This is a genomic window from Mucilaginibacter rubeus (genome assembly GCF_014643835.1).
In the GTDB taxonomy this organism is placed as follows: domain Bacteria; phylum Bacteroidota; class Bacteroidia; order Sphingobacteriales; family Sphingobacteriaceae; genus Mucilaginibacter; species Mucilaginibacter rubeus.
This window is the reverse complement of record NZ_BMKD01000001.1, coordinates 403,121-426,770: the sequence shown is the minus strand read 5'-3', so window position 1 is coordinate 426,770 and position 23,650 is coordinate 403,121. Positions and strand designations below refer to the sequence as shown.

Below are 23,650 nucleotides of genomic sequence, written 5' to 3'. Positions count from 1 at the left end.
AGACTTACGAAGTTTCAGAAACTTCGCAAGTCTGGGGAACGGGGGGATTAAAGCCGGGATTAAAAAAATCCCAACTTGTTCTTATTATATGAGATCAGCATGTTTTTTGTTTGACGGTAGTGACCAAGCATCATTTTATGATTTTCGCGGCCAAAACCTGATTTTTTGTAGCCACCGAATGGAGCATGTGCAGGATAAGCGTGGTAGTTATTTACCCAAACCCTGCCGGCCAGTATAGCACGCGGCACCTGGTAAAGCTCGTGCGCATCGCGGGTCCACACACCGGCGCCCAACCCGTACAGTGTGTCATTGGCTATCGCGATGGCTTCTTCAGTAGTTTTGAATGTGGTTACACAAGCCACCGGACCAAAGATCTCCTCCTGAAAAATGCGCATTTTGTTATTGCCTTTAAATAACGTAGGCTGAATATAATAACCGCCTTCCAGCTCGCCATCAAGCTTTTTAACCTCGCCGCCGCAAAGTACCTCTGCTCCCTCTTCTTTACCAATTTTCAGGTACGACTGGATTTTTTCGTATTGATCGTTAGATGCCTGCGCACCCATCATGGTATTCCCGTCAAGCGGGTTGCCCATAATGATAGCATTAGTGCGTTCTATCACCTTCGACATAAATTTATCGTAGATGTTTTCGTGTACCAGGATCCTCGACGGACAGGTACAAACCTCGCCCTGGTTAAGGGCAAATAATACGGCGCCTTCAACGGCTTTGTCAAAAAACTCATCATCGGCATCGGCTACCGATTCAAAAAAGATATTTGGTGATTTCCCACCCAATTCCATCGTAACCGGAATGAGGTTTTCAGATGCGTACTGCATAATTAAGCGGCCTGTTGTGGTTTCGCCCGTAAAAGAAACTTTGGCAACCCTCGGCGATGAAGCCAGCGGCTTACCTGCCTCCGGACCAAAACCTGTAATAATATTTAAAACACCCGGCGGCAAAATATCCTGGATCAATTCCATCAATACCATGATGGATGTCGGGGTTTGTTCGGCCGGTTTTACAACACAGCAATTACCTGCAGCCAGCGCAGGGGCAATTTTCCAGGTAGCCATCAACAGCGGAAAATTCCAGGGGATGATTTGTCCTACCACACCCAACGGCTCATTTAAACAAATACTTACGGTATATTCATCATGCTCGGAAATCCCGCCTTCTTCGGCACGAATTACACCAGCGAAATAACGAAAATGATCAATCACCAGCGGCAAGTCGGCAGCGCGACATTCACGAATGGCTTTTCCGTTATCAATGCATTCTACCGCAGCCAAAAACTCCAGGTTGGCTTCAATAACATCGGCTATTTTATTTAATAGCGATGCCCTGTGCGCTGCTGAAGTTTTGCCCCACGCTGGGAATGCGGCATGAGCGGCGTCCAGAGCCAGTTCAACATCTTCCTTTCCTGATCGTGCAGCTTTGGTGAATACTTTACCGTCGATAGGCGAAACGTTATCAAAATATTCGCCTTTAACCGGCGGGACAAATTTTCCGCCGATAAAATTGTCGTATTTATCCTTGAAGGATGGTTTAGAAACAGCGCTCATAATTTTTATGGTTTTTTGGTAACACTAATGTAGAGCTACCTTGCTGTAGGGCATTTGCATTATGTTCTCAAATGATAGCACAATGGTCGCATTTTTTGCACCCGCTTGTTAATCAGGATAAGTATGCCTAATTTGGTATAAATTATAAACGGCTATGAATAACAAAACCCTGTTATCTCCACTAAGCCTCTCACACGGAAAAGAACTGAATACCCTGGTTGAAAACCGCAGGGCTTATACCATGAACCATTGCGAACTCAACGTTTTTGAAACTTTTGAGCGCAGCGAACTGGTGCCCTTAACTTTTAGCGATCTGGTAATAACAAGCATGCTGCGCGGCAAAAAGGTGATGCATCTGTTTGATAAACCGGGGTTTGATTACCTCCCCGGCGAAACCGTTATAGTACCGCCAAATATTACGATGAAAATTGATTTCCCGGAGGCTACTATCAACCAGCCATCTCAGTGCACAGCTTTGGCTATTAACCACCAGGAAATTACCAATACGCTTGATTTCTTAAATGAGAATTATCCAAGGGAAGATAAGCGGGTTTGGCAGCTGAACTATAACCAGTTCCACTTTTTTAATAATTATGAGCTGGCACAGCTCATTAATAAACTCATCCGCATCAGTACCGGCGATGCGCTGACCAAAGATGTGCTGGCTAACCTCACTTTAAAAGAGTTGCTAATCCGCATTATGCAGATGCAAAACATTAACGAGATCAGCGATAACCTGCATGAGTTATCAAGCAGCAGCCGATTTGCCTATGTACTGGAATACATTAGGGTGCATTTAAGCGATAAGCTTAATATTGATGCATTGAGCCAGATGGCCTTTATGAGCAAAGCCAGCTTTTTCCGGGCGTTTAGGCACGAGTTGGGGATTTCGCCGGTTGACTATATCATTAAAGAGCGCCTGCAATTAGCCAAGCAGCTCATGAACAATCCGCATAACAGTATCTCTGAAGCCTGTTTTAAAGCCGGGTTCAATAACCTTAACTACTTTAGCCGCGCATTTAAAAAGATAGAGGGCATTACGCCAAGTTATTACAAGGCCAGGCTGCGGGGTGGGCACCTGAATTAACAGACTAATAAAGATATTATTCGGAAGGTAAGAAGCAATCTTATACGTGCACTTAGTAAACACTTATAAGATTGCTGTTGTGTAAGGCGCTTAACCTTCTGGTGTTTATGCCGATCTGCGGCTATTACTGATCAATGCTGATTCATAAACAGTGCTGATGATGTCTTCGGCAGAAAAAGTACCCAGGAAATCCCAGTCGATATGGCTGTAGATAACCTGTTTTGATGGTTCAATAATATAGGTGGCCAATAACGGCGCATTTTCGTCGATGCCCGAAAACCTGTCCCACACCGGGTAATCGTCAGAATAAACCCTGAATTGCTGTGCTAATTCTTTATCGGCATCGTGATAAAAATTAAGGGTGAGGCTTTGCTCCCATGCCCATTTTTCAAGCTCTTCGGTGCGCTCATCAATAATAATAAGCAGGTTGCCGCCGCTTGCCTTAACCTCATGCTGCAAATTATTCAGTTGTTTAAGTTGCGCCAGACCTTGCTGCCCCCAATGACGCGAATAAAAAGAAATAACCAGCGGTTTATTTAATAAATTTCTTTGCGAAATAGGCCCATGTGTTTCGCCGCCATTGTAAAATTGCTGCCAGCGGCTATAATCGTTACTTAACTTAAATTCAGGGACCAAATTGCCCGCTTTTACAGGATGTAATGATTTCAGCTTACGAAACTTAAGATCGGGTTCGGCAACAACTTCAAGCAGGTCAAAAAAAGGATATTTATTATTATTTGTGGTTTGCATTTTAAAATAGATTATGATGTTATGGATAATGTTTTTAGGTAATCGTAGTTAAGTTGTATTGTTCAACAACAACGGCATAATCCATAAATTATCCGGTAACGCATGAGCAAGCCCGGCGGGATGGCGTTGCTTAATTGTTTATTGCGGGATGTATTCATAAAAATATATTAATTGAGGCCAGTAAATTTAAAGGTGCGTAACAGCTTATTTTGTATTGGAGAGAATTTCAACAACAGCAACACATGGGCATGTACAGCCCCCGGTTTTCGGCTGGTGCATATTTGTTGCTGCTGATTAAACTGTTGCCTGTCATCTGTTTTTGAATGTCACACAACAAATATACTATAATATCTATAAACTTAGTAGTGTTTGTTTAAAAAATATTCATCCTTTTTTTCAATATCGGGATTTCCTGTGCTCTACGGGTATTTTATATCGGTTAACATTCAGTACCCTTTCCTTTTCCAAAACAAAACCTTGTCATTTACGTTCCGTATAACTAATAAATTAGCTATGCAGAACAGGCTGAAATCACAATATATTATCGTACTTGCTTTAAGTGTTTTAGTCCTCTCCAACTGCAAAAACAACAGCAAAAAACATCACAATTATATAGCTGATTCCCTAAAAAAGAAAATGGTTAAAGAGTGGACAAAAACCATTCCCGGTAACTTTAGTGATCAAACTGAAGTTGTATTTGACAGTACCCGTATCGTCACATTTCTTCAAAAGCACCCCGCTTTGGTCCCCTATGAGCAGGATCTGCGGAGTTTTTACCGTAAGCGTAAATTTGCATATGCATGGTACGAAAAAGGCACCTTAATTGAACAGGCCGGTAACCTGAACGACAGGCTTATGAACCTGCAAAATGAAGGCATATATAAAGGTATCCCCTATCAAAAAGATTTAGACTCCCTGATATTTGACAATCATTCAAAAACAAGGGTCAAAAAACCTGATATCGGCACCGAGTTAATGCTCACTGCCCAATATTTCGCGTTTTCAAAACTGGCTTTCCGGGGCATGAGCGATTCGGTTAGCCGTTCGGTAAACTGGTTCCTGCCGCGTAAGAAGATAGCATATGATGATTACCTGGATACGCTCTTAAAAAGACCTTCGAAAACCCCTGCTATAAGCGAGCCGGTATACCGTCAGTACGATCTGCTAAAAAGCTTTCTGGCCAAATACCGCCGGCTTGATGCCCATGAGAGCTGGGAACCAATTATTATCAGCAAAAAACTCAAACCCGGCGACTCGTCGGCCGTAGTTGCCCGCATAAAAGCCCGCCTATATAAACTGGAAGATTTTAAAGGCGATACGCTCAACAATAGGTTTGATGACGAGTTTAAAGCAGCCATAACCCAATTCCAGCTCAGGCACGGCCTTAGCGCCGATGGCTTACCCGGCCCCGGAACTATGGCCGAAATGAATGTACCGCTCAAATCACGGATCAAACAGATCATTGTAAACATGGAGCGCTGCCGCTGGCTGCCTGTAAGTTTAACTACCGACTACCTCGCTGTGAATATCCCCGAATTTAAACTACACGTTTACCATGCCGATAGCTTATTATGGAGTTGCAATGTGGTAGTGGGGGAAAAAGTACATCAAACAGTAATATTTTACGGCGAAATGCAGTACGTGGTATTCAGTCCTTACTGGAACCTGCCCGAAAGTATTGTGCGCAATGAAGTGTTGCCGGCCATGAGCAGCAACCCAAATTATCTTAACGAGCATAATATGGTCATTACCGGCCGGGAAAACGGACTTCCGGTAATTCAGCAAAAACCCGGACCGGCAAACTCTTTGGGGCTGGTAAAATTCCTGTTCCCTAATAGTTACAGTATCTATTTGCACGATACGCCTTCAAGGTCGTTGTTTGGCGAATCCTCACGGGCGTTTAGCCACGGCTGTATCCGCGTTGGCGAACCAATAAAACTGGCTTCATTTCTTTTAAAGTACGACAGCACCTGGACAACCTCCCGCATTAATAAAGCCATGCATCTTGGTAAAGAACAGCAGGTTACACTCAAACAAAAGATGCCTGTATTTATAGCTTATTTTACCGCCTTTACCGACAGGAATAATCTGCTCAACTTCCGCAAAGATATTTATGACCGCGATGAACAGCTTGCATCTATGATCATGTCAGGCAGCGGGCAATACTAATCCACTTCTTACCAATCTCTTTTTTTCCATACAGCAGTTTAAAATACCGGTAATTAATAATTGCAAAATATTTTTCATGGGTTTGTAGGCAATCGCTGAAATTTAATTGTCCTCACTTTAAATCACTAAAGTGCATCCCTACAAAGGATAGATTTCCTTTAGCACAGTGATCATTAACCAAACTATATGACATTATTAATAAACCCAGGAAAACTGATGCCTATGTAAAAAAAGCTTACTCTCCCCGCTACAGGCAATAATTACCCGGAGGGAATTACTGCCCCGAAAAAGATTTTTGAATGTTTATAACTGCGTTGTGCTTCCAGGGCGCTTCGCTATTAACTCCCTTTAAATTCAATAAAATATGAAATTTTTCAAACACCCGGTGGGTGTACACAGGCCATGGGTATCACAATCCATCAACCTGTGTAAATTTGCCCTTGCAGGTATGGTGCTCTTGAACGTGCAGGCTTCGGCTGCTGAAGCGCCAAAAGCAAATGCTAAATCAAACTATAATTTTAACTTAAACTTCGCTAAACTTACAGGTAAGGTTGTTGACGAAAAAGGCGAACCACTCGTAGGCGTAAGCATCAGGATCAAAGGCACCACCACCGGTACCCAAACTGATGCCAACGGTAACTTTACGCTTGATGTTCAGCCAAACACTGTGTTAACCTTAAGTTACATAGGCTACGCAACTGTAGATGTAGCGGTTGGTGGTAAATCAACTATTACCATTACCCTAAAATCAAACACTAACCTGAATGAGGTAGTTGTAACGGCTTTAGGTATAAAAAAGGAAGAGAAAAAATTAGGTTATGCTGTAACAACAGTAAAAGGCGACCTGCTTGATAAAGCGAAAGAAACCAACGTTGCCTATTCATTAGAAGGCCGAGTTGCAGGTGTGAGCATTAGCGGTGTTAGCGGTGGCCCGGGTTCATCAGCTCGTATTTTATTACGTGGCGTTACCAGCGGCAGCGCCGGTTCGCCATTGTTTGTTATTAACGGCGTACCAATGGATAACACTCAGCGTGGTTCATCGGGCGAATGGGGAGGTGCCGACTATGGGGATGGCATCAGCAACATCAACCCGGATGACGTTGAAACAATCACTGTATTAAAAGGCCAATCGGCATCTGCGCTGTATGGTAGCCGTGCATCAAATGGTGTAATTTTGATCACCACTAAAGGCGGCAAAAAAAATTCGGGCTTTGGTGTTGAATTTAATACTAACTACCAGGCAGATAAGGTTAACAACACTACTGATTTCCAGACCACTTACGGTCAGGGCCAACATGGAGCAAAACCTTTAACTGTAGCAGCAGCTAAAGATGCGACCCGCTTGGCATGGGGCTCTAAACTTGATGGTTCGTCAACTATACAGTTTGACGGCAAAATGTATCCTTACTCTGCTACAGGCACCGATAACCTGCAAAACTTTTACCGTACCGGTAATACTTACACCAATACGGTATCATTTGATGGCGGCGGTGAAAACGGAGCCTTCCGTTTATCAATTTCTGATTTGAATGCAGGTTCAATTGTACGCAACAGTAACTTAGACAGGAAAACTTTCAACTTAAACGTAAATCAAAATGTTACGCCAAAATTGAATATCGCTGTTGTAGCCAACTATTTGATCGAAAATTCAAAAAACAGGCCGAGTTTGAGCGATGGCCCGGGTAACCCGAACAACATCTGGTTCCTTGCACCTAACATCAACCAGTCAATACTTAGCCCTGGTACCGCAGCTAATGGTTATGAACAAGTGTGGACTGATGACCCATATGTAACCAATCCATATTTTGCGGCCAACAAATTCATTAATAACACCGGTCGTAAACGTTTAATTTCATCATTAACCGCACGTTATAATTTTACCGATTGGATTTACGCTCAGGCCCGTTTAGGTTATGACAATATCAATGATAGCCGCTTTAAAGTAACCCCTACCGGTACCGCTTACTACACCGGTTTAATGGGTGGTTTGGATGAGCAATCAACAGCTCAAAGCTTTGAGTTAAATGCCGATGGTTTGATTGGTGTAAAACATGATATCGTGAAAGATCTCCTCGCGTTTGATTTTTCAGCCGGTGCTAACATCCGCAAAAATCAATCGGAATACACCAGCCTTAGCGGTGGACCCTTTACGCTGCCTTTCTTTTACAGTTTCAGCAACGTAAGCGTAAAAAACGCGCCTACCTACCAGTTTAGTAAATCTGAAGTTCATTCGGCGTATTACACGGCTGATTTTAACATCAAAAGCTTCCTTACCTTAAGCACGAGCGGCAGATATGATGCTTATTCAAAACTTCCGGCCGGCAACATGGGCATCTTTACACCATCGGTTTCGGCAAGTTTCCTTTTTGCAGACATGTTAAAGCTTCCTTCGCTTGATTTTGGAAAGTTGCGCCTTTCGTACGCCAAAACCAGTGGCGAGCCGGATAAACCTTACTTAACCTCCGCTTATTATAACCTGGGCAACCAAATCAACGGCACCACAATTGGTAATTATTCGGCAGATCTTTTCAACCTTAACTTAAAGCCATATACGCTTGATGAAATCGAGGTTGGTACCGAGTTAAAGTTCTTTAACGGTCGTTTAAGTGCCGATGTTGATTACTTTACGCGTAAAACTAAAAACGAGATCGTTCGCAGCCAAACAGACCCATCTGTAGGTTACAATACTCATCTTATCGGTACACAATCCTTTCAAAACCGCGGTGTAGAAGTTGAGATTAAAGGTACGCCCGTTCAAACAGCAAATTTCAGCTGGACCCCCGCAATCAACTTTACGTATGTTAAAAACAAAGTTTTAAAAACCGACGATTTGAATACCACCCAACCGTTAGGTACTTACAGGCCGTTAAATGCCAACTTGGCTTACGTTGTAGGCTTACCTGGCCCACAAATTATGGCTAACGATTACAAACGTGATGCTTCGGGCAACGTAATTTTTGACAAGGACGGTTACCCTGAAACCACGGCCCGTATCCCTATGGGTTCAACTGTGCCAAAAATATACGGTGGTTTAAACAACGATTTCAGCTACAAACATTTTAACCTGTCATTCCTGGTTGATTACCGTTTTGGCAATAAGATCCTTTCAGCAACAAATGCTTATAGTATTTTCCGCGGTTTAAACAAATTAACGCTTGATGGCCGTGAAGGTGGTGTAGTAGGTAAAGGTGTTACCGACGCTGGTACGCCAAACACTAAAAGTGTTGAAGCACAAGATTACTACCAAAAAGGGTTATACAATGTTTCGGCGCTTAACGTGTTAAACGGCGATTTTATCAAGTTACGTCAGGTTACCTTTGGCTACACTTTCACCAGCAGTTTCCTGAATGGCTCACCATTCAACGCCATCACAGTTTCGGCAGTAGGTCGTAACCTTTGGACTATCATGAAACATTCTGATAACATCGACCCAGAATCAGGCTTCTCAAACAATATCAACTATGCAGGCATCGAAGGTACCAGCTTACCGGCAACCCGCACATTCGGTATTAATGTTAACTTTAAATTTAGAAAATAACGGAGATGAAAAAGAGACTTATATATAGTGGCCTTTGCCTGGCAGCAACACTGTTTGCCGGTTGCACCAAAGACTTCACTAAAATAAATACCGACCCTAATGCTACCATTGCCGATCAGTTTAATCCAAACTTTTTACTGGCCCAGGCACAATTGAATTATTCGCAAACGGGTTACTCGCAGTTGCTGTTTCAAAGTATGTGGACACAGTCGTTAGCGTCAACATTTAGTTATTACGGCAATGGCGATAAATATCAGCAAAGCGGATCGTTTAACGATTACATAGGCCGCGTTTACAGCGAAGGTTATGGTGCTGAGACCTACGTTGAGGAAATAAAAAATCTTACCAAAGGCAAAACCGGGTATGACAATCTGAACAACATTGCCACCATTATGAAAGTATTGATTGTACAACGTATAACAGATACTTATGGCGATGTGCCTTACTCAGAAGCAGGCCAGGCTAAACAAGGCGTTTTCTTCCCTAAGTTCGATAAACAGCAGGCTATTTATACAGCTATGTTAACCGATCTCGATGCGGCCCTAACTGCTTTGAATCCGGCCAAAGACAAGCCAAGTTCTGATTTGTTTTATAGCGGCGACATTGCCAAGTGGAAAAGGTTTGGTTACTCACTAATGGTACGCGTAGCTATGAGGTTAACTAAAGTTGACCCGGCAACAGCTCAAAAATATGTTGAAAAGGCTGCCGCAGCCGGTACTATGGTTAGTATTGATGATAATGCGAAAGTAAAAACAAATAATGCTAATGGCTATTCAAACGCTATTGTTAACGCGTTGCTAACGGTTGACGACTTCCGCGAAGTACGCTGGTCAAAAACGTTGATTAATTTTATGAAATCAACTACAGATCCCCGCGTAAGCGCTATTGCCGAAATTTCAAGCGGTACCGGTAGGGCAGCTAACGAAACTGAAACGGTTGCAGGTGATAACTCCTACGCAAAGCAGATTGGTTTGCCTAATGGCTTAGATTTAAACGGCGGCGCTACCGATGTAACTACAGATCCAAACTATCCAGGTGCATCCCCGGCCGACCCGGCTGTTAAAGACGACGCTCCAGCCCCGCTCGGCAGGTATTCACGTCCCCGTTTACAAGTTTATTACACATCATCAAGTAATATTAACCCGGTTGACAAAAGCACCATCAATATGCTTTTAACTTACGGCGAAACTGAACTACTATTGGCCGAAGCAGCGACAAGGGGCTGGAGCGTAGGCGGTAGCGCGGCTACACACTATGCTAACGCCTTAGCTGCCGATATGAAGTCGATAGCGCAGATTAATACAGCCGCCACTATCAGCGACGCTGCGATAACTGCGTATGTTGCCACCCACCCGCTTGGTGCATCAGCTTTGCAGCAAATTAATACCGAATATTGGGTTGAAACTTCAACACTATTTATGTTCAACGAAAATTGGACAAACTGGAGAAGATCAGGTTTCCCTGTGTTAACCCCAGTTAAATATCCATCTCAGTTTGATACTGAAATCCCGCGTCGTGTAATTTATCCTATTTCGCTGCAATCAACAAACCCTAATGGTTTGGCAAGCGGAGTTCAATCATTATCTGGTGGTGATAAATTTTCATCACGTGTATGGTGGGATAAATAATACCCCTATATAATTCACTTTAAAAACAAGGCTATGGCTTCATAGCCTTGTTTTTAGTTTTTACAACAAAAAGGATTAATCATCCGGTGGCAATTATCAATACAAATAAGTAAATTTAAATCCCCCTGCGACCCGGAAAAATAAAATCTGTTGATAATGTGTTGTTCTTCTCCCCTCGTTAATTTTAAACTTAAAAGGTTAAACACTTTTACATTTTGTACTGTTGCGCTGTTTACATTACAAAGTATGCGCGGTAATGCGCAGCAACCGCTTTTTAAGCTGCGTACACCCGAAGAAACCAATATTAAATTCCGGAATGACCTGGTTGAGGACGAAAAGCTCAATGTGCTCTCCTATGAGTACCTGTACAATGGCGGTGGTGTTGCCGTTGGTGATATCAACAATGACGGCCTCGAAGACCTATTTTTTACCAGCAACCTTGGTCAAAATAAACTGTATCTCAACTTAGGGAACCTGAAATTTAAAGATATTACTCAGCAAGCCGGCAGCGGCCTCGCCGGAAGGCCCGGCGACTGGAAAACCGGCGTCACCATGGCTGATGTTAACGGTGACGGTCTCCTGGATATTTATGTATGTTACTCCGGCCTTGGTGATAATGCCAAACGCCGCAACCAGCTTTTCATCAACAAAGGCAACAGCAAATTTGTTGAAATGGCCAAACAATACGGCCTTGATGATCCGGGCTATAGTACCCAGGCTGTATTTTTTGACTATAATAATGATGGCAAGCTGGATATGTTCCTGCTTAACCATAACGTTAAAAAAATCAGCAACCTTGAATTTGCGCAGGCCAAAGCCGAAACTGACGAATTGGCCAGCAATAAACTTTTTGAAAACCAGGATGGTCATTTTGTTGACGTATCCAAAAAAGTGGGCATCATTCAAAATCCCCTCACCTTTGGCCTTGGCGTTGCCATTGCTGATATTAACAAAGATGGATTACAGGATATTTATGTAACCAACGATTACAACGAACCCGACTACCTATACATAAACAACGGAAACGGCACTTTTACCGAGGATAGCAAAAAGTGCTTCAAACATTTGTCACAATTTTCAATGGGGGTTGATATCGCCGATATCAATAATGACGGCCTTCCTGATATGATGACGCTTGACATGCTGCCTCCTGATAACCGGCGTCAAAAGCTGTTGCAACTACAGGAAAACTACGAGTCGTTTGAACTGATGCTGAACCAGAACCTGTACAAACAATATATGCGCAACATGTTGCAGGTTAATAATGGCGATGGTACTTTCAGCGAAATCGGTCAGTTGGCGGGTGTTTCCAATACTGATTGGAGCTGGTGCCCGCTTATTGCCGATTTTGACAACGACGGCTACAAGGATATCTTCATCTCCAACGGTTACTTCCGCGATTATACCAACAAGGATTTTTTACGGTACTGGGGCGATTATAAGCTAAAAAAAGCCATGAACCGCGAACCATTCCTGCTCATGGACCTGGTTAAAGCTATGCCCTCTACTACCCTGTCAAACTATATTTTCCAAAATAATCATAACCTTACCTTCAGCGATAAAAAACAAGATTGGGGGATCAATAAAGGAGGCATTTCCAGCGGCTCTGTTTATGCCGACCTTGATAACGACGGCGATCTTGACCTGGTTACCAATAATATCAACAGCGAGGCTTCCATATTACAAAACATGACCATGGAAACCGGTAAAAAGAACTACCTGGCAATAAACCTTAAACAGCCGGAAGGAAATACCAATGCCATAGGCTCAAAAGTATTCGTATATAGCGGTAAACAAGTACAATACCAGGAGGTTAACCCTAACAGGGGGTATCTTTCATGCGTATCCACAGTTTTAAGTTTTGGATTAGGCAATCAGCAGCAGGCAGATTCAGTACGGATCATCTGGCCCGATCAAACATCGCAATTGCTTAGCGACGTTAAAGCAAATCAACGCTTAAACATTACCTATAAAACAGGCAATTCTATGTTTAAAACCGATAGCAAAAGCAATCAAAAAGCTCTGTTCACGTTAGCTAAACCCGCTATCGATTATACCCATACCGAAAACAGCATCAATGATTTTAAGCGCCAGCCTTTAATGCTGTTCATGAGCTCAAAAACAGGGCCGGTGATAGCCAAAGCTGATGTAAACAAAGATGGTCTTGAGGACCTATTTATTGCCGGTGATCAGAATACACCGAGCAAGATGTTTATTCAAAAAGCAGGTGGCAATTATGCCGTTCAGGAGATATCGGACGTTAATAAAGAAAACACATCAGCAGCGGCGTTTTTTGACGCCAATGGCGATGGTTTTCCCGATCTGTACATAGCCAAAGGCGGCTATTCACTATTAGAACCCGGCGCCAATGAACTGCAGGACAAGCTTTATCTAAACGATGGTAAAGGCAATTTCAGCTTTTCAAGCACCTCCCTCCCGATATTAACCGCCAGCAGTAAATCATGTGTACGCCCTTGTGATTATAACAACGACGGAAAAATTGACCTGTTTGTCGGATCAAACGTTACACCGGGTTCTTATCCATCTGCACCAAAAAGCTACCTGCTTACCAATACGGGCAGTGGTCATTTTGAAATTACCGATGCACCATTTACAGGCATAGGTATGATCAAAGATGCTCAATGGGCCGACTTGAATGGCGATGGCCGTAAAGACCTGGTAGTATGCGGCGAATTTATGTCCATCATGGTATTTACCAACACCAAAGCTGGTTTTGTTGATGAAACAGTCAAATACTTTGACCATCCCGTTAGCGGTTTCTGGAACACGCTAACCATTACCGATGTGGATAGCGATGGCAAGCCTGATATTATTGCTGGCAACCTTGGCGAAAACACACAAATCCATGCCAGCCAAACAGAGCCTGCCGAAATGTATTTTGCCGATTTTGACGGCAACGGCTCAATCGATCCGTTTTTTAACTTTTATATACAGGGCGTAAGCTACCCTTTTGTAAGCCGCGACGAATTGAACGACCAGATTTACCCGATGCGTAAAAGGTTCGCTTCATATAAAGCTTATTGCGATGCTACTATGAAAGATATTTTCACGCCCGAAGAGCTTGCTAAAGCTACTAAGCTTACAGCTAATGAGGTTGCAACATGCCTGTTCATGAACCGTGGTGGAAAGTTTGTAAAAGCTGAGCTGCCGTTGCAGGCCCAATATTCATCGGTATCAGAGATCCTCACCGGCGATTTTAATCATGACGGTAAAACAGACTTCCTGCTGCTGGGCAACCATTCAGATAACCGCCTGAAATTGGGAAGCTTTGATGCAAATTATGGCTGCCTGCTTACCGGCGACGGGAAGGGTAATTTCACATACCAAAGCCAACCGGTTGCAGGGCTATCGGTAAACGGTGACGTAAAATCGGCCACGGAAATAAAAATAAACGGCGCAAATTATGTAATGATAGGTGCATCGGGCCAGGCTTTGCAGTTTTATAAATACTAAGTTTTAAGTAAGTCTAAAGTCTGGAATCGGGAGCTTTAGTGTGTTAGAGAACTATTAGCTTCTGCCTTAATGCTTGGAACTCGAAACAAAAATTAAAACAGATGATCAAACAAATATCCATATTGTTTTTAGCGCTGATAAGCACAACAGCCTATGCGCAAAAGAGTAAAAAAAACATTCTTCCGTACCTGCATATCGATCAGGCTGTAAACGCTATTTCGGCGGTTATGATCCATGATGTTGTAAACCCGCCCGCAGCCTCCCGCTATTATGCTTATGTAACCCTGGGGGCTTATAATTTGGTTAGTCTCAACAATAAACAGGTAATACCGGTTGGCAATTTCATCAAAAGCTACACACTGGATAACCAGATCAGCATCCCGGCCGATAAGTACGATTATCGCATAGCCGCTATGTATTGTATACTGGAAACAGGAAAGCAGATGCTCCCATCGGGCTTTATGCTGCAGGATGATGAGGATAAGTATGTAGCCCTTCTTAAAGAGAACGGAATCAGCGAAGATGTGGTCAAGCAATCGATAGCCGCTGCCACCGAAATGACGGCTAAGGTTATTAAATATTCTAAATCAGATAATTACAATAAGTTGAGCGGCCGGCTTCGGTATTCGCCTATTAAAGGTGGTAAAAACTGGTTCCCTACCCCGCCGATGTATATGGAGGCCGTTGAACCCAACTGGAAAACCATTCGGCCTATGTTTATCGACTCCTCTAACCAGTTTGTGCCTATAAGGCCCGCCGTATTCAGCACTGACAGCACCAGCGACTTTTACAAGGAAGCATATGCAGTTTACAAGGTATCCAAAAACATGTCGACAGAGCAGATCATGATTGCCAACTTTTGGGATTGCAACCCTTTTGCTGTCACCACATCGGGACACATGATGATCGGTTTTAAAAAAATCAGTCCGGGTGGGCACTGGATGAACATTGTCGGTATTGCCGTAAAAAAAGCCGGGCTTAGTTTTGATAAATCGATACAAGTAGCAACGCTGGTAGCCATGACCGAAATGGATGCATTTATCAGTTGCTGGGACGAAAAATATCGCAGTAACGGCATCCGTCCCGAAACCTATATTAACAAATACATTGATATTAAATGGGTGCCCATGTTGCAAACCCCGCCATTCCCGGAGTATCCAAGCGGCCATGCCGTGTTGTCAAATTCGTCGGCTGGAGTATTAAGTTATCTGTTGGGTGATAACTTTGCTTACACAGATGATTCGGAAATCCCCTATGGTGTTGGCCCCCGCGATTTCAAATCGTTTAAGCAGGCTGCTGAAGAGGCTTCTTTGTCCCGTTTTTATGGCGGTATTCATTTTAATGATGCCATTGTTAACGGCAATCAGCAGGGGCGCGATGTGGCAGCAGCGGTTATTAAAAAATTAAAAACAGCCGGAATAAACTATTTGGGTAAATAAAGCATAGTTAAAAGTGAACTGCTTTTTAACTATGTGCACCAAGTAAGCAGGGTTACTGCACTTTTTATCATACCGGGATCCCGATCTTAATTCAGGCAACTGTTAAGATTCGAGGAGACGTTCGAAACGTTTATCGGGTATAAACCAACTCCCGGCTACCACTACATAAATTAAAACGCTGACAACAGGATTTAGCCAGGTACATAATATAGCAACCGCGTACAGCACCACAGAAATTTTCCCCTTAAAATCATTGCCGAAGGCTTTTGCTATTAACGAGTCTTCACCGTGATGTTTAATGAGCATTAACGCCAGGATGCGATAGGCAATACCATTCATGATGAGCACCACACCATAAAAGAAAACCGGCCATTGGGTGAGGTGGGTCTCTCCCATCCAGCCGGTTACAAAAGGTATCAACGATAGCCAGAATAACAGGTGTAGGTTGGCCCACAATATTTTACCGTTTACAGAGCGTACCGCCTGCAAGGTATGGTGATGATTGTTCCAGTAAATACCTACATATACAAAACTGAGCAGATAGCTTAAAAAAACCGGGATAAGCGGTTTCAAAGCTTCCAGGCTTTCGCCATGCGGAACCTTCATTTCCAACACCATAATGGTAATAATGATGGCTATTACGCCATCACTAAATGCTTCTAACCTACCTTTGCCTAATGCCATGCAATAAATATAGCGTTATTTAGCAAAAGCTTTATAACGCTCCATGGCCTCAACAAAGTAATAATCGGCATAAGTTAAAGGTACGTCAACTTCGGTACCTGCCGGAAAATGGCCCACGCTGTGTTTCAAAATAAAACCTCCGTTAGTGTTCAAGTCAGCTTTATATGCCGGTGCAGATAAGTTTTTGATGATAGTTTGAGCTGTATTAAAATACTCCTGGCCATCCTTTTTATCAACATAACGGCAAAGTTCAAGCAAGGCCGAGGCCATAACTGATGCTGCAGAAGCATCGCGCAACGCATTGGGGATGTTTGGTGCGTTATAATCCCAGTAAGGTATTTTATCGGCAGGCAAGTTTGGATTGGTCAATATAAAATGAGCTATATTTTTTGCCTGCTCAAGGTATTTTTTGTCTTTAGTTTCGCGGTACATAACTGTATAGCCGTATAGCCCCCAGGATTGTCCCCTTGCCCATGCCGACTCATTAGCAAAGCCCTGTGCGGTTTTCTTTTCTTTTACCGCCCCTGTTTGTTCATCATAGTTAATTACGTGATACGAGCTAAAATCCGGGCGGAAGTGGTTTTTCATAGTGGTATTGGCATGGGTAACCGCTATTTTATAAAAGCTCGAGTCGCCGGTTGCCTTGGTAGCGTAAAACAACAGTTCCAGGTTCATCATATTGTCAATGATCACCAGAAAATCATTAGCCTTTGAATTCCATGAACGGATACAGCCAACCGTTGGGTTAAACCTTGTTGAAAGTGATTTGGCACTATTAATCAGAATTTCTTTATACTCAGGTTTCGGCTCAAGATGGTTTGCTGTACCGAAGCTGCAATACATCATAAAGCCGAGGTCATGCGTTCCTTTATTATATTGTTCTTTTTCGAGGCCTTTCAAGTTTTCATTAGCCTGGTTAAGCAGCTCAGCATCTTTAGTTTGCTGATATAGATTTAGTAATGTACCTGAATAAAAACCACTGCACCACCAGCTGCTGTTGCTTGTTTCAAACTTATCGGTATTAGGGTGATACGTTTTGGGAAATTGCTCCGGCCCAAACTGTTTGGCCATATACTTATATTGTACATCCGCATCAGCAAAGTTTTTTTTGATGGTTGCCAATACATCCTTTTGGGGTTTAAAACTATTTTGCGAAAAAGAATTGAGGCTTAGCGCTAATAAACATGCAGTAATTGTTGATTTGTACAGGTGTTTAAATTTCATAGACTATAAATAACTGGTTAAAGTGCTTATGCAGGGCACATTTCAAGTTATAAAAGTGCAGATTTTGGTTCAATAAAAACAAGCACAGGACAGCCATTTGACTATATATTTCTACTACATCGATGTAGTTAGGGCGATTTTTTGCAGTTGAAGACTTACGAAGTTTAAAAACCTCGCAAGGCCGGATAGAGCGCGCACAAATCCCTCACCATAGTTCTTAATTAAAAGCCGTTACAATAAGATTTTTGTAAGCACCTTTGGGGCAGTTGCCGTGCCAGTAACCTACCGCACCGCTTTTCAATGACGGATCAAGCGGGGTGTACACCATCGCCGGCTTCGGGGCATTATCTATATAAACCTCCATTTTGCTGCCCTGAACCAGCACCTTAATGTGAAACCACTTATTTTGCGGGATTATAGCTTTAGCCTGGTACTTTGTTGCCTCATAATCCCACCAGTTAAACTCGGCCTTTTTTTCGGGCATATACTGGATAGCGTTAATTGTACCCGATGATCCTGGCCTGAAGTAAACTGTTTCATAATGATGGGCATCCCGGATATGAAAAGCCAAACCAACAAAGCCTCCTTTAGGATTTACACAAGCTACATCCATTTCAATAATCCCATCCTTAAAATTTAAACCCGGTTTATATGCTAAACTGGCCGATTTGTAGTCGCCAATTTTCCGTTTGATGAGCAGCGCTTTTTGCCCCTGGAAAGTGCCCAGCTCATAGCCAAGCGTATCGTTTTTAGGGATGATCCATTGTTTAGGATTTACAGCCGAAAGGTTGTATACCTGGCGCTTTTGCTGTGCCTGTGTTTTTACGGCAGCAAACAGCGTTAACATTAAGACTAATTTTTTCATGATGATGGTTGTTTTATACTTATTGAGTAATAACAAGGTTGGCAAAATCGCCCGGCAGCCCGGACGACCAAAGGCCAACGAGCCCGCTTTGCCGGTTATTCAGTTTTTTTACTGTAAGCGATGGTTGATGGGAATGGTCAACATACACAGCAATATTATCGGCATTAACTACAATGCGCGCATGAAACCAGGCCTCCGCCAGCGGAAAAGGATTTACTGCATTTTCATAAACCAGCGGATGTTCCTTACGGAGTTTATCCCAGGGAAAATCAGGCTCGCTGATGTATTGTACTGTATGTTTGCGGCGAAGCGTATCCGAAGTTTGAAAATTAAAAGGGCGAAAATAAATAACATCATTGGTTGTAGTATCAACACCATGAAAAGCTATGCCTAAAAAGCTTTCCTGGAAAACATCTCTGCCCCGTAAATCGATATCAATAGTGCCTGTTTTAAAATCCACATCTTTAAGCCATAAAATACCATCTAATGTTAGGCCTTGTTTATTGCCGTCAGTAAGTTCTTTAACAGTTTGGCGGCTGTAGGCTTTCACCAGTTTATTTTCCTTCAGCAATTGGTTAATATCATATGTAACTTTTTTTTGCTGACTGTAACAAAAGCCGCTGCCAAGCGTCATGCTTAGTATGGCAAACAATAAAATCTTGTTGTTCATGGGTTTTGATTTTAACTTTAATCAAAACTTGCAAATTGTCATTACAATAAAGCACGGGCGGCATTTCAAGTTAAGTTCAAGTTTGTTCAAAGCATTTTAGGGATTTTTAAACCACATTATTACCTGTAGATCAATGGAAAAGGAAAAACAATTGCTTTTGTTATGCCGGCAGCTTATTGAGCGAACCTTAAATTGGGGTGATAGTGATATTTGGGGTAATAATGACTTTGAGCAGCTAAGCCAGCAGATCTTTGATAAAACACGGGTACAGCTCAGTGTATCAACCCTGAAAAGGATCTGGGGTAAGGTGCGCTACGAAAGCTTCCCCAATGCTGCAACGCTGAATGCCCTTGCCCGTTTCCTTGACTACACCAGTTGGCGCGATTTCAGGCAGCACCACCAGGTTAACGGCGTAATTGAGCACCCGGTTAAAATAAATGATTCAGATACCTCAGTTGCGGCTCCGCTTTCAAAACCCGGTTTACGCTATATATGGTTTGGCAGCGCATTGCTGCTGGTATTAGGCGCATTGTTTTTCATGAGCAGCAAGCGCAATAAACCAATTGATCCAGGCTCAATAAAATTCACCAGCAAGAAAGTTTCTGACGGTTTGCCTAACTCAGTTGTATTTAATTATGATGCCTCAGCATATCATTCTGATAGCGTTTTTATTCAGCAATCATGGGACCCTAATCGCCGCGAACAGGTGCCCGGTGACGGCAAACAGTATACCTCCATCTATTATGATCCCGGCTATTTTATAGCAAAGCTCATTGTAGACAAACATGTGCGAAAGGAAACATCGGTATTTATTAAAACCAAGGGCTGGAAAGGCATCCTTGATCACCAGCCGATACCTGTTTATCTTTCGCCGGAAGAAATTAAAGGGCAAGGGTTTATGGGAATTACAGCAGATGTCATGGAGCAAAAATCAGGAACGCCTGTTTTTAACAATACGAGGGTAAAATTTGCTAACATCCGCGAATTTCCGGGAATTAATGCAGATAATTTCACCATGGATTGCACCTTGCGCAATACCTCAACGCCCGGCCAATCGGCCTGCGCCAAAGCCGACCTTACCATTTTAGGTAACGGTACTGCCATTGTGATCCCCATAGTAAACAAAGGATGTATCGCCGATATGGGCATTTTAACCGGTGAAGAATGGGTTGATGGAAAAAACCATGACCTGAGTGCCTTTGGTACAGATATGTCACAATTTCAAAACCTGAGATGCAGCGTTAAAGACCATTACCTGAAAATATATCTTAATAACAAACAGATCTTTGAATTTAAACAGGCTCACACCATGGGCCGTATTGTAGGCATCCGTTTTGAATTTGAAGGGCCTGGGCAGGTAAAACATTATAAGCTGCAAACACCCGGAGGAGCGGTTTATGAGGAGCAGTTTTAAGAGAGGCCGCTCGCGATCGTCAACTAAAAGACCTTAAACAACGTCATTGTTTCATACCTTATAATGACGTTGTTTTAATGTGGGCGATTATTCCTAATTTACCGAATTATCCTCTACCTTAATATCATACCCCTGGACAAGCAGATCACTCACGCTCGTGGTAAATGGTTTAACAAATTGCTCAATCTTAGCATAAGCCTCCTCAACGGCATCTTCATTCTGCGGGTCAAAAACAAGCTCATCCAAATTACTGATCGCCTTATTATCGCCACGATGCACATCGGCAATTAAAAATATACCTTTAGCATCACTTTTATGGTCGGGGTAATTTGGTTCTGTTTGAGCATTGATGGAAAATACCAACCCATAATCATCATCAGAGATATTTTTTAAAACAGTGATCTCCAATACAAGGCAAAAAGCGCCATTATCGCTATAACATTGCTGCGTGTACTGGCATTTGATCAGATCCTGAAAATCATTTTCGGCCTTTAACCGTATCTGCTCGTACAAATCAAAAACTGCTTCAAATAAATCCATAAAGAGGTGTTAGTCGGTTAATCCAAAACAAACATAACTATCTCCCGACTTACTTCCAATTTTTCCACCGCCACAGGCAATAACTATGTACTGTTTACCATCAATTGAATAAGTTGCAGGGGTAGCATAACCCGCTGCCGGCAAATTAGCTTCCCAAACCACTTTGCCGGTACGTTTATCAAACGCACGGATCTTTTCATCCTTAGTGGCCGCAATAAATACCAAGCCACCTTTGGTAACCACCGGACCACCATAGTTTTCCGTGCCGGTTAGGGGGATTCCTTTTTTGGTTAACTCAGGATACTCACCCAGCGGCACTTTCCAAAGCAACTTGCCCGATGTAAGGTTGATAGCATTGAGGGTACCCCATGGCGGTTTTATACCGGGATATCCATCCTTATCTAAAAAACGGTTATAACCATTCATGGCATAAGGTACTTCATCAAGTATTTTCTTTTCCGCCTCCGAACCGGCGGCGTGATTGCCGGCTGGCTCTTTGGCCACGTCTTTCGCAGCATTAGTTTCCGGGATCTTGAGCAGGAAAGCAAGCAGGTTCTTTTTATCCGCAGGCGAAATCTGTTTAAAAGAGGGCATCATGTTGCGCCCGGCGGCAACAATACTGCTCACCTGATCGGCAGTATACTTTTTGCCGATGTTTACCAACGATGGATAGGACGTGCCATTACCCTTCAGTTCGGCGCCGTGACAGCCAATGCAATTCGTATTATACACTACATGTCCTAATGCCTGCGGTGAATGATCGTTAGTGTTGGTTTTAGGTACATCTATCATCACCTGCGCCCATGGCATTTCAGAGCAGTTTACGTATAGTATCTTACTTTCAGGATCGACAGCAGCTCCGCCCCACTCGCCCCCGCCGTCAAAACCGGGGAAGATCCAGCCTCCCTCCTTGCTTGGCGGGGTGAACATGATCCGGTTTTTAACCTGGTTATATTTTGACAGCATTTCCCTGTGCACTTCGGGCGTACGGCCGGTAACATCTTCGGGATTAAACATTTGCCGGGCGAAAGGTTGCGGCAAAGTTGGGATGGGTTGCGTAGGCCAAACTTCTTCGCCGGGAAGGGCTTTGGTTGGCACAGGTGTTTCCACTATCGGGAATATAGGTTTGCCATTCGTTCTGTCGAACATAAATACATACCCATGTTTGGTAATTTGGGTTACAGCATCAATCTTTTTACCGCCTTTAACAATAGTTACCAGGTTAGGGTTAGCGGGCAAATCCCGGTCCCACAGATCATGGTGCACAAATTGGTAATACCATTTCAGCTTACCCGTAGCTGCATCAAGTGCCAGCAATGAATTGGCAAACAGATTTTGCCCTTTCCTGAACCCACCATAAAAGTCGCCACCTACTGAGCCGGTTGGAATGTACACGATCCCCCGCTTTTCATCTAAAGCCATACCCGCCCAATTGTTAGCTCCGCCAAATTTTTTGTAAGCCGTTGTATCTTTCCAGGTATTGTAACCCACTTCGCCGGGATGCGGTATGGTGTGGAAGATCCATTTTAACTTTCCTGTACGGGCATCGTAAGCACGCACATGCCCAGGGGCTGCATCGGCTGATTCGGATACACGATCACCAACAATCAATACATCTTTATAAACCACGCCGGGCGTAGTTCCTGCGACAAATGATTTGATATCCCTGTCTAAATTCTTAGTGAGGTCGAGATAGCCACCCTTGCCAAATGAGCGCACCGGAGTGCCGTTTTCGGCATCAATAGCCCAGGTTTTAGCACCCACGCTGTAGAAAATCCTCTTTTCGCCGCCATTATCATTTTGCCAGTATATTACTCCACGGCTCACTTTATAATAAGCCATCGGGTCGCCGTTATTGGTGGTATCATCCTTTGCTGGATCAAACAGCCACTTTTGCTGGCCCGTGACAGCATTGAGCGCAAATAGCTTCAATTTAGGACTGGTGCCATACAAAATACCATCAACCATAATTGGGTTGCATTGATTTTGGCTGCGGTTGGCAGTGTCCTTATCGCCCGTGCTAAAAGTCCACATCACTTTTAGCTTGTTTACATTATTTAAAGTAATTTCATCGTTGGATGAATATCGAAGCCCTTCTTTTGAACCTGCATAAGCCGACCAGCCGCTGTATAGGTTATTGCTATGCTGATTTTTACAGGAAGCATAAATACCTGCCACAAAACACATGGTTATAAAATACCGTGGCTTAATCATTTATAAGGCAATTTTGATGTCAAATTGGTTCCGTCATCAGGAATATGATGCCTTCTAATGTATGAATAAAAATTATCTTATAAATAGAAGGAGGCGGTATTATAAATGATAAGCTTCATTTTTTAATCCAAATACCTTAAGCGATATTATAGTTTCTGTTAAATTAATTTTTCTAACAAATAGGGGTTAACAGGATTAACACAATTCAGGGTTAATATTTATTAAAAATATTTATAATCAATTAATTGATATAATTTTATAGCAAAAATATGTTAACCCCTTTTGTATAAATATTATCGGCTAATTTTAACTCATAGGTAACACAGCACCGGGGTTGTCAATTTGATTTATGACGCAGCTTCTTCTATATAAACATCCGTTCAAACGGACAC

Annotated in this window: 15 protein-coding genes; 7 read left to right on the top strand and 8 right to left on the bottom strand. The window is 42.9% G+C overall.

The window, feature by feature from the left end; genetic code table 11:
- Positions 1-59: 59 nt before the first annotated feature.
- A complete protein-coding gene (locus tag IEX80_RS01755; protein ID WP_188831735.1) occupies positions 60-1,562 on the bottom strand; it encodes an aldehyde dehydrogenase family protein in 1,503 nt (500 codons plus the stop codon).
- Positions 1,563-1,716: 154 nt separating this feature from the next.
- Here IEX80_RS01755 and IEX80_RS01750 point away from each other — a divergent pair, with 154 nt between their 5' ends.
- On the top strand, positions 1,717-2,649 hold the full coding sequence (locus IEX80_RS01750) for an AraC family transcriptional regulator (RefSeq protein ID WP_129568699.1): 933 nt from the start codon (positions 1,717-1,719) through the stop codon (positions 2,647-2,649).
- A gap of 105 nt (positions 2,650-2,754) precedes the next feature.
- Here the strand turns inward: IEX80_RS01750 and IEX80_RS01745 are convergent, their stop codons facing one another.
- Positions 2,755-3,399, bottom strand: a complete 645-nt coding sequence (locus IEX80_RS01745; protein WP_188831734.1) for a redoxin domain-containing protein — start codon at positions 3,397-3,399, stop codon at positions 2,755-2,757.
- Positions 3,400-3,912: 513 nt separating this feature from the next.
- Between IEX80_RS01745 and IEX80_RS01740 the strand changes: the two genes are divergently transcribed.
- The 5 genes from IEX80_RS01740 (at position 3,913) to IEX80_RS01720 (ending at position 15,647) form a co-directional block, all read left to right on the top strand.
- Positions 3,913-5,568, top strand: a complete 1,656-nt coding sequence (locus IEX80_RS01740) for a L,D-transpeptidase family protein (protein ID WP_188831733.1) — start codon at positions 3,913-3,915, stop codon at positions 5,566-5,568.
- Between the two features lie 364 nt (positions 5,569-5,932).
- Entirely contained in the window at positions 5,933-9,106 is a 3,174-nt protein-coding gene (locus IEX80_RS01735) for a SusC/RagA family TonB-linked outer membrane protein (RefSeq protein WP_229701482.1), read from the top strand.
- 5 nt (positions 9,107-9,111) lie between these two features.
- Positions 9,112-10,734: a SusD/RagB family nutrient-binding outer membrane lipoprotein gene (locus IEX80_RS01730; protein WP_176624145.1), complete on the top strand. Its 1,623-nt coding sequence runs from the start codon at positions 9,112-9,114 to the stop codon at positions 10,732-10,734.
- Between the two features lie 246 nt (positions 10,735-10,980).
- A complete protein-coding gene (locus tag IEX80_RS01725; RefSeq protein WP_229701481.1) occupies positions 10,981-14,208 on the top strand; it encodes a VCBS repeat-containing protein in 3,228 nt (1,075 codons plus the stop codon).
- 101 nt (positions 14,209-14,309) lie between these two features.
- Positions 14,310-15,647 carry a vanadium-dependent haloperoxidase gene (locus IEX80_RS01720; protein WP_229701480.1) on the top strand — a complete coding sequence of 446 codons (1,338 nt, stop codon included), beginning with the start codon at positions 14,310-14,312 and terminating at the stop codon, positions 15,645-15,647.
- Positions 15,648-15,749: 102 nt separating this feature from the next.
- Here IEX80_RS01720 and IEX80_RS01715 read toward each other — a convergent pair whose 3' ends face one another.
- From IEX80_RS01715 to IEX80_RS01700, 4 genes are all read right to left on the bottom strand, one after another.
- On the bottom strand, positions 15,750-16,331 hold the full coding sequence (locus IEX80_RS01715; RefSeq protein ID WP_188831731.1) for a TMEM175 family protein: 582 nt from the start codon (positions 16,329-16,331) through the stop codon (positions 15,750-15,752).
- A gap of 15 nt (positions 16,332-16,346) precedes the next feature.
- Positions 16,347-17,555, bottom strand: a complete 1,209-nt coding sequence (locus tag IEX80_RS01710; RefSeq protein WP_188831730.1) for a glycoside hydrolase family 88 protein — start codon at positions 17,553-17,555, stop codon at positions 16,347-16,349.
- A 217-nt stretch (positions 17,556-17,772) separates the two neighbouring features.
- Positions 17,773-18,420, bottom strand: coding sequence for a LamG-like jellyroll fold domain-containing protein (locus IEX80_RS01705; protein WP_188831729.1), 648 nt, complete (start codon positions 18,418-18,420; stop codon positions 17,773-17,775).
- Between the two features lie 19 nt (positions 18,421-18,439).
- Positions 18,440-19,090 (bottom strand): hypothetical protein, encoded by a 651-nt coding sequence (locus IEX80_RS01700; protein ID WP_188831728.1) that lies wholly within the window; start codon positions 19,088-19,090, stop codon positions 18,440-18,442.
- Between the two features lie 133 nt (positions 19,091-19,223).
- Between IEX80_RS01700 and IEX80_RS01695 the strand changes: the two genes are divergently transcribed.
- The gene (locus IEX80_RS01695; RefSeq protein ID WP_188831727.1) at positions 19,224-20,504 is read left to right on the top strand and encodes a hypothetical protein; all 1,281 of its coding nucleotides are present in this window, start codon (positions 19,224-19,226) and stop codon (positions 20,502-20,504) included.
- Positions 20,505-20,597: 93 nt separating this feature from the next.
- On the opposite strand, the gene IEX80_RS01690 is transcribed toward IEX80_RS01695, so the two are convergent.
- Positions 20,598-21,044 (bottom strand): hypothetical protein, encoded by a 447-nt coding sequence (locus IEX80_RS01690; RefSeq protein WP_188831726.1) that lies wholly within the window; start codon positions 21,042-21,044, stop codon positions 20,598-20,600.
- Between the two features lie 9 nt (positions 21,045-21,053).
- Complete coding sequence (locus IEX80_RS01685) at positions 21,054-23,258, bottom strand: outer membrane protein assembly factor BamB family protein (RefSeq protein WP_188831725.1); 2,205 nt, start codon at positions 23,256-23,258, stop codon at positions 21,054-21,056.
- Positions 23,259-23,650 lie beyond the last annotated feature (392 nt).

Coding starts and splice junctions, on each gene's coding strand:
- IEX80_RS01725 (WP_229701481.1), top strand. CDS start 10,981: ATGCGCGGTAATGCGCAGCAACCGCTTTTTAAGCTGCGTACACCCGAA.
- IEX80_RS01735 (WP_229701482.1), top strand. CDS start 5,933: ATGAAATTTTTCAAACACCCGGTGGGTGTACACAGGCCATGGGTATCA.
- IEX80_RS01750 (WP_129568699.1), top strand. CDS start 1,717: ATGAATAACAAAACCCTGTTATCTCCACTAAGCCTCTCACACGGAAAA.
- IEX80_RS01745 (WP_188831734.1), bottom strand. CDS start 3,399: ATGCAAACCACAAATAATAATAAATATCCTTTTTTTGACCTGCTTGAA.
- IEX80_RS01710 (WP_188831730.1), bottom strand. CDS start 17,555: ATGAAATTTAAACACCTGTACAAATCAACAATTACTGCATGTTTATTA.
- IEX80_RS01700 (WP_188831728.1), bottom strand. CDS start 19,090: ATGAACAACAAGATTTTATTGTTTGCCATACTAAGCATGACGCTTGGC.
- IEX80_RS01685 (WP_188831725.1), bottom strand. CDS start 23,258: ATGATTAAGCCACGGTATTTTATAACCATGTGTTTTGTGGCAGGTATT.
- IEX80_RS01690 (WP_188831726.1), bottom strand. CDS start 21,044: ATGGATTTATTTGAAGCAGTTTTTGATTTGTACGAGCAGATACGGTTA.
- IEX80_RS01730 (WP_176624145.1), top strand. CDS start 9,112: ATGAAAAAGAGACTTATATATAGTGGCCTTTGCCTGGCAGCAACACTG.
- IEX80_RS01740 (WP_188831733.1), top strand. CDS start 3,913: ATGCAGAACAGGCTGAAATCACAATATATTATCGTACTTGCTTTAAGT.
- IEX80_RS01695 (WP_188831727.1), top strand. CDS start 19,224: ATGGAAAAGGAAAAACAATTGCTTTTGTTATGCCGGCAGCTTATTGAG.
- IEX80_RS01720 (WP_229701480.1), top strand. CDS start 14,310: ATGATCAAACAAATATCCATATTGTTTTTAGCGCTGATAAGCACAACA.
- IEX80_RS01755 (WP_188831735.1), bottom strand. CDS start 1,562: ATGAGCGCTGTTTCTAAACCATCCTTCAAGGATAAATACGACAATTTT.
- IEX80_RS01705 (WP_188831729.1), bottom strand. CDS start 18,420: ATGAAAAAATTAGTCTTAATGTTAACGCTGTTTGCTGCCGTAAAAACA.
- IEX80_RS01715 (WP_188831731.1), bottom strand. CDS start 16,331: ATGGCATTAGGCAAAGGTAGGTTAGAAGCATTTAGTGATGGCGTAATA.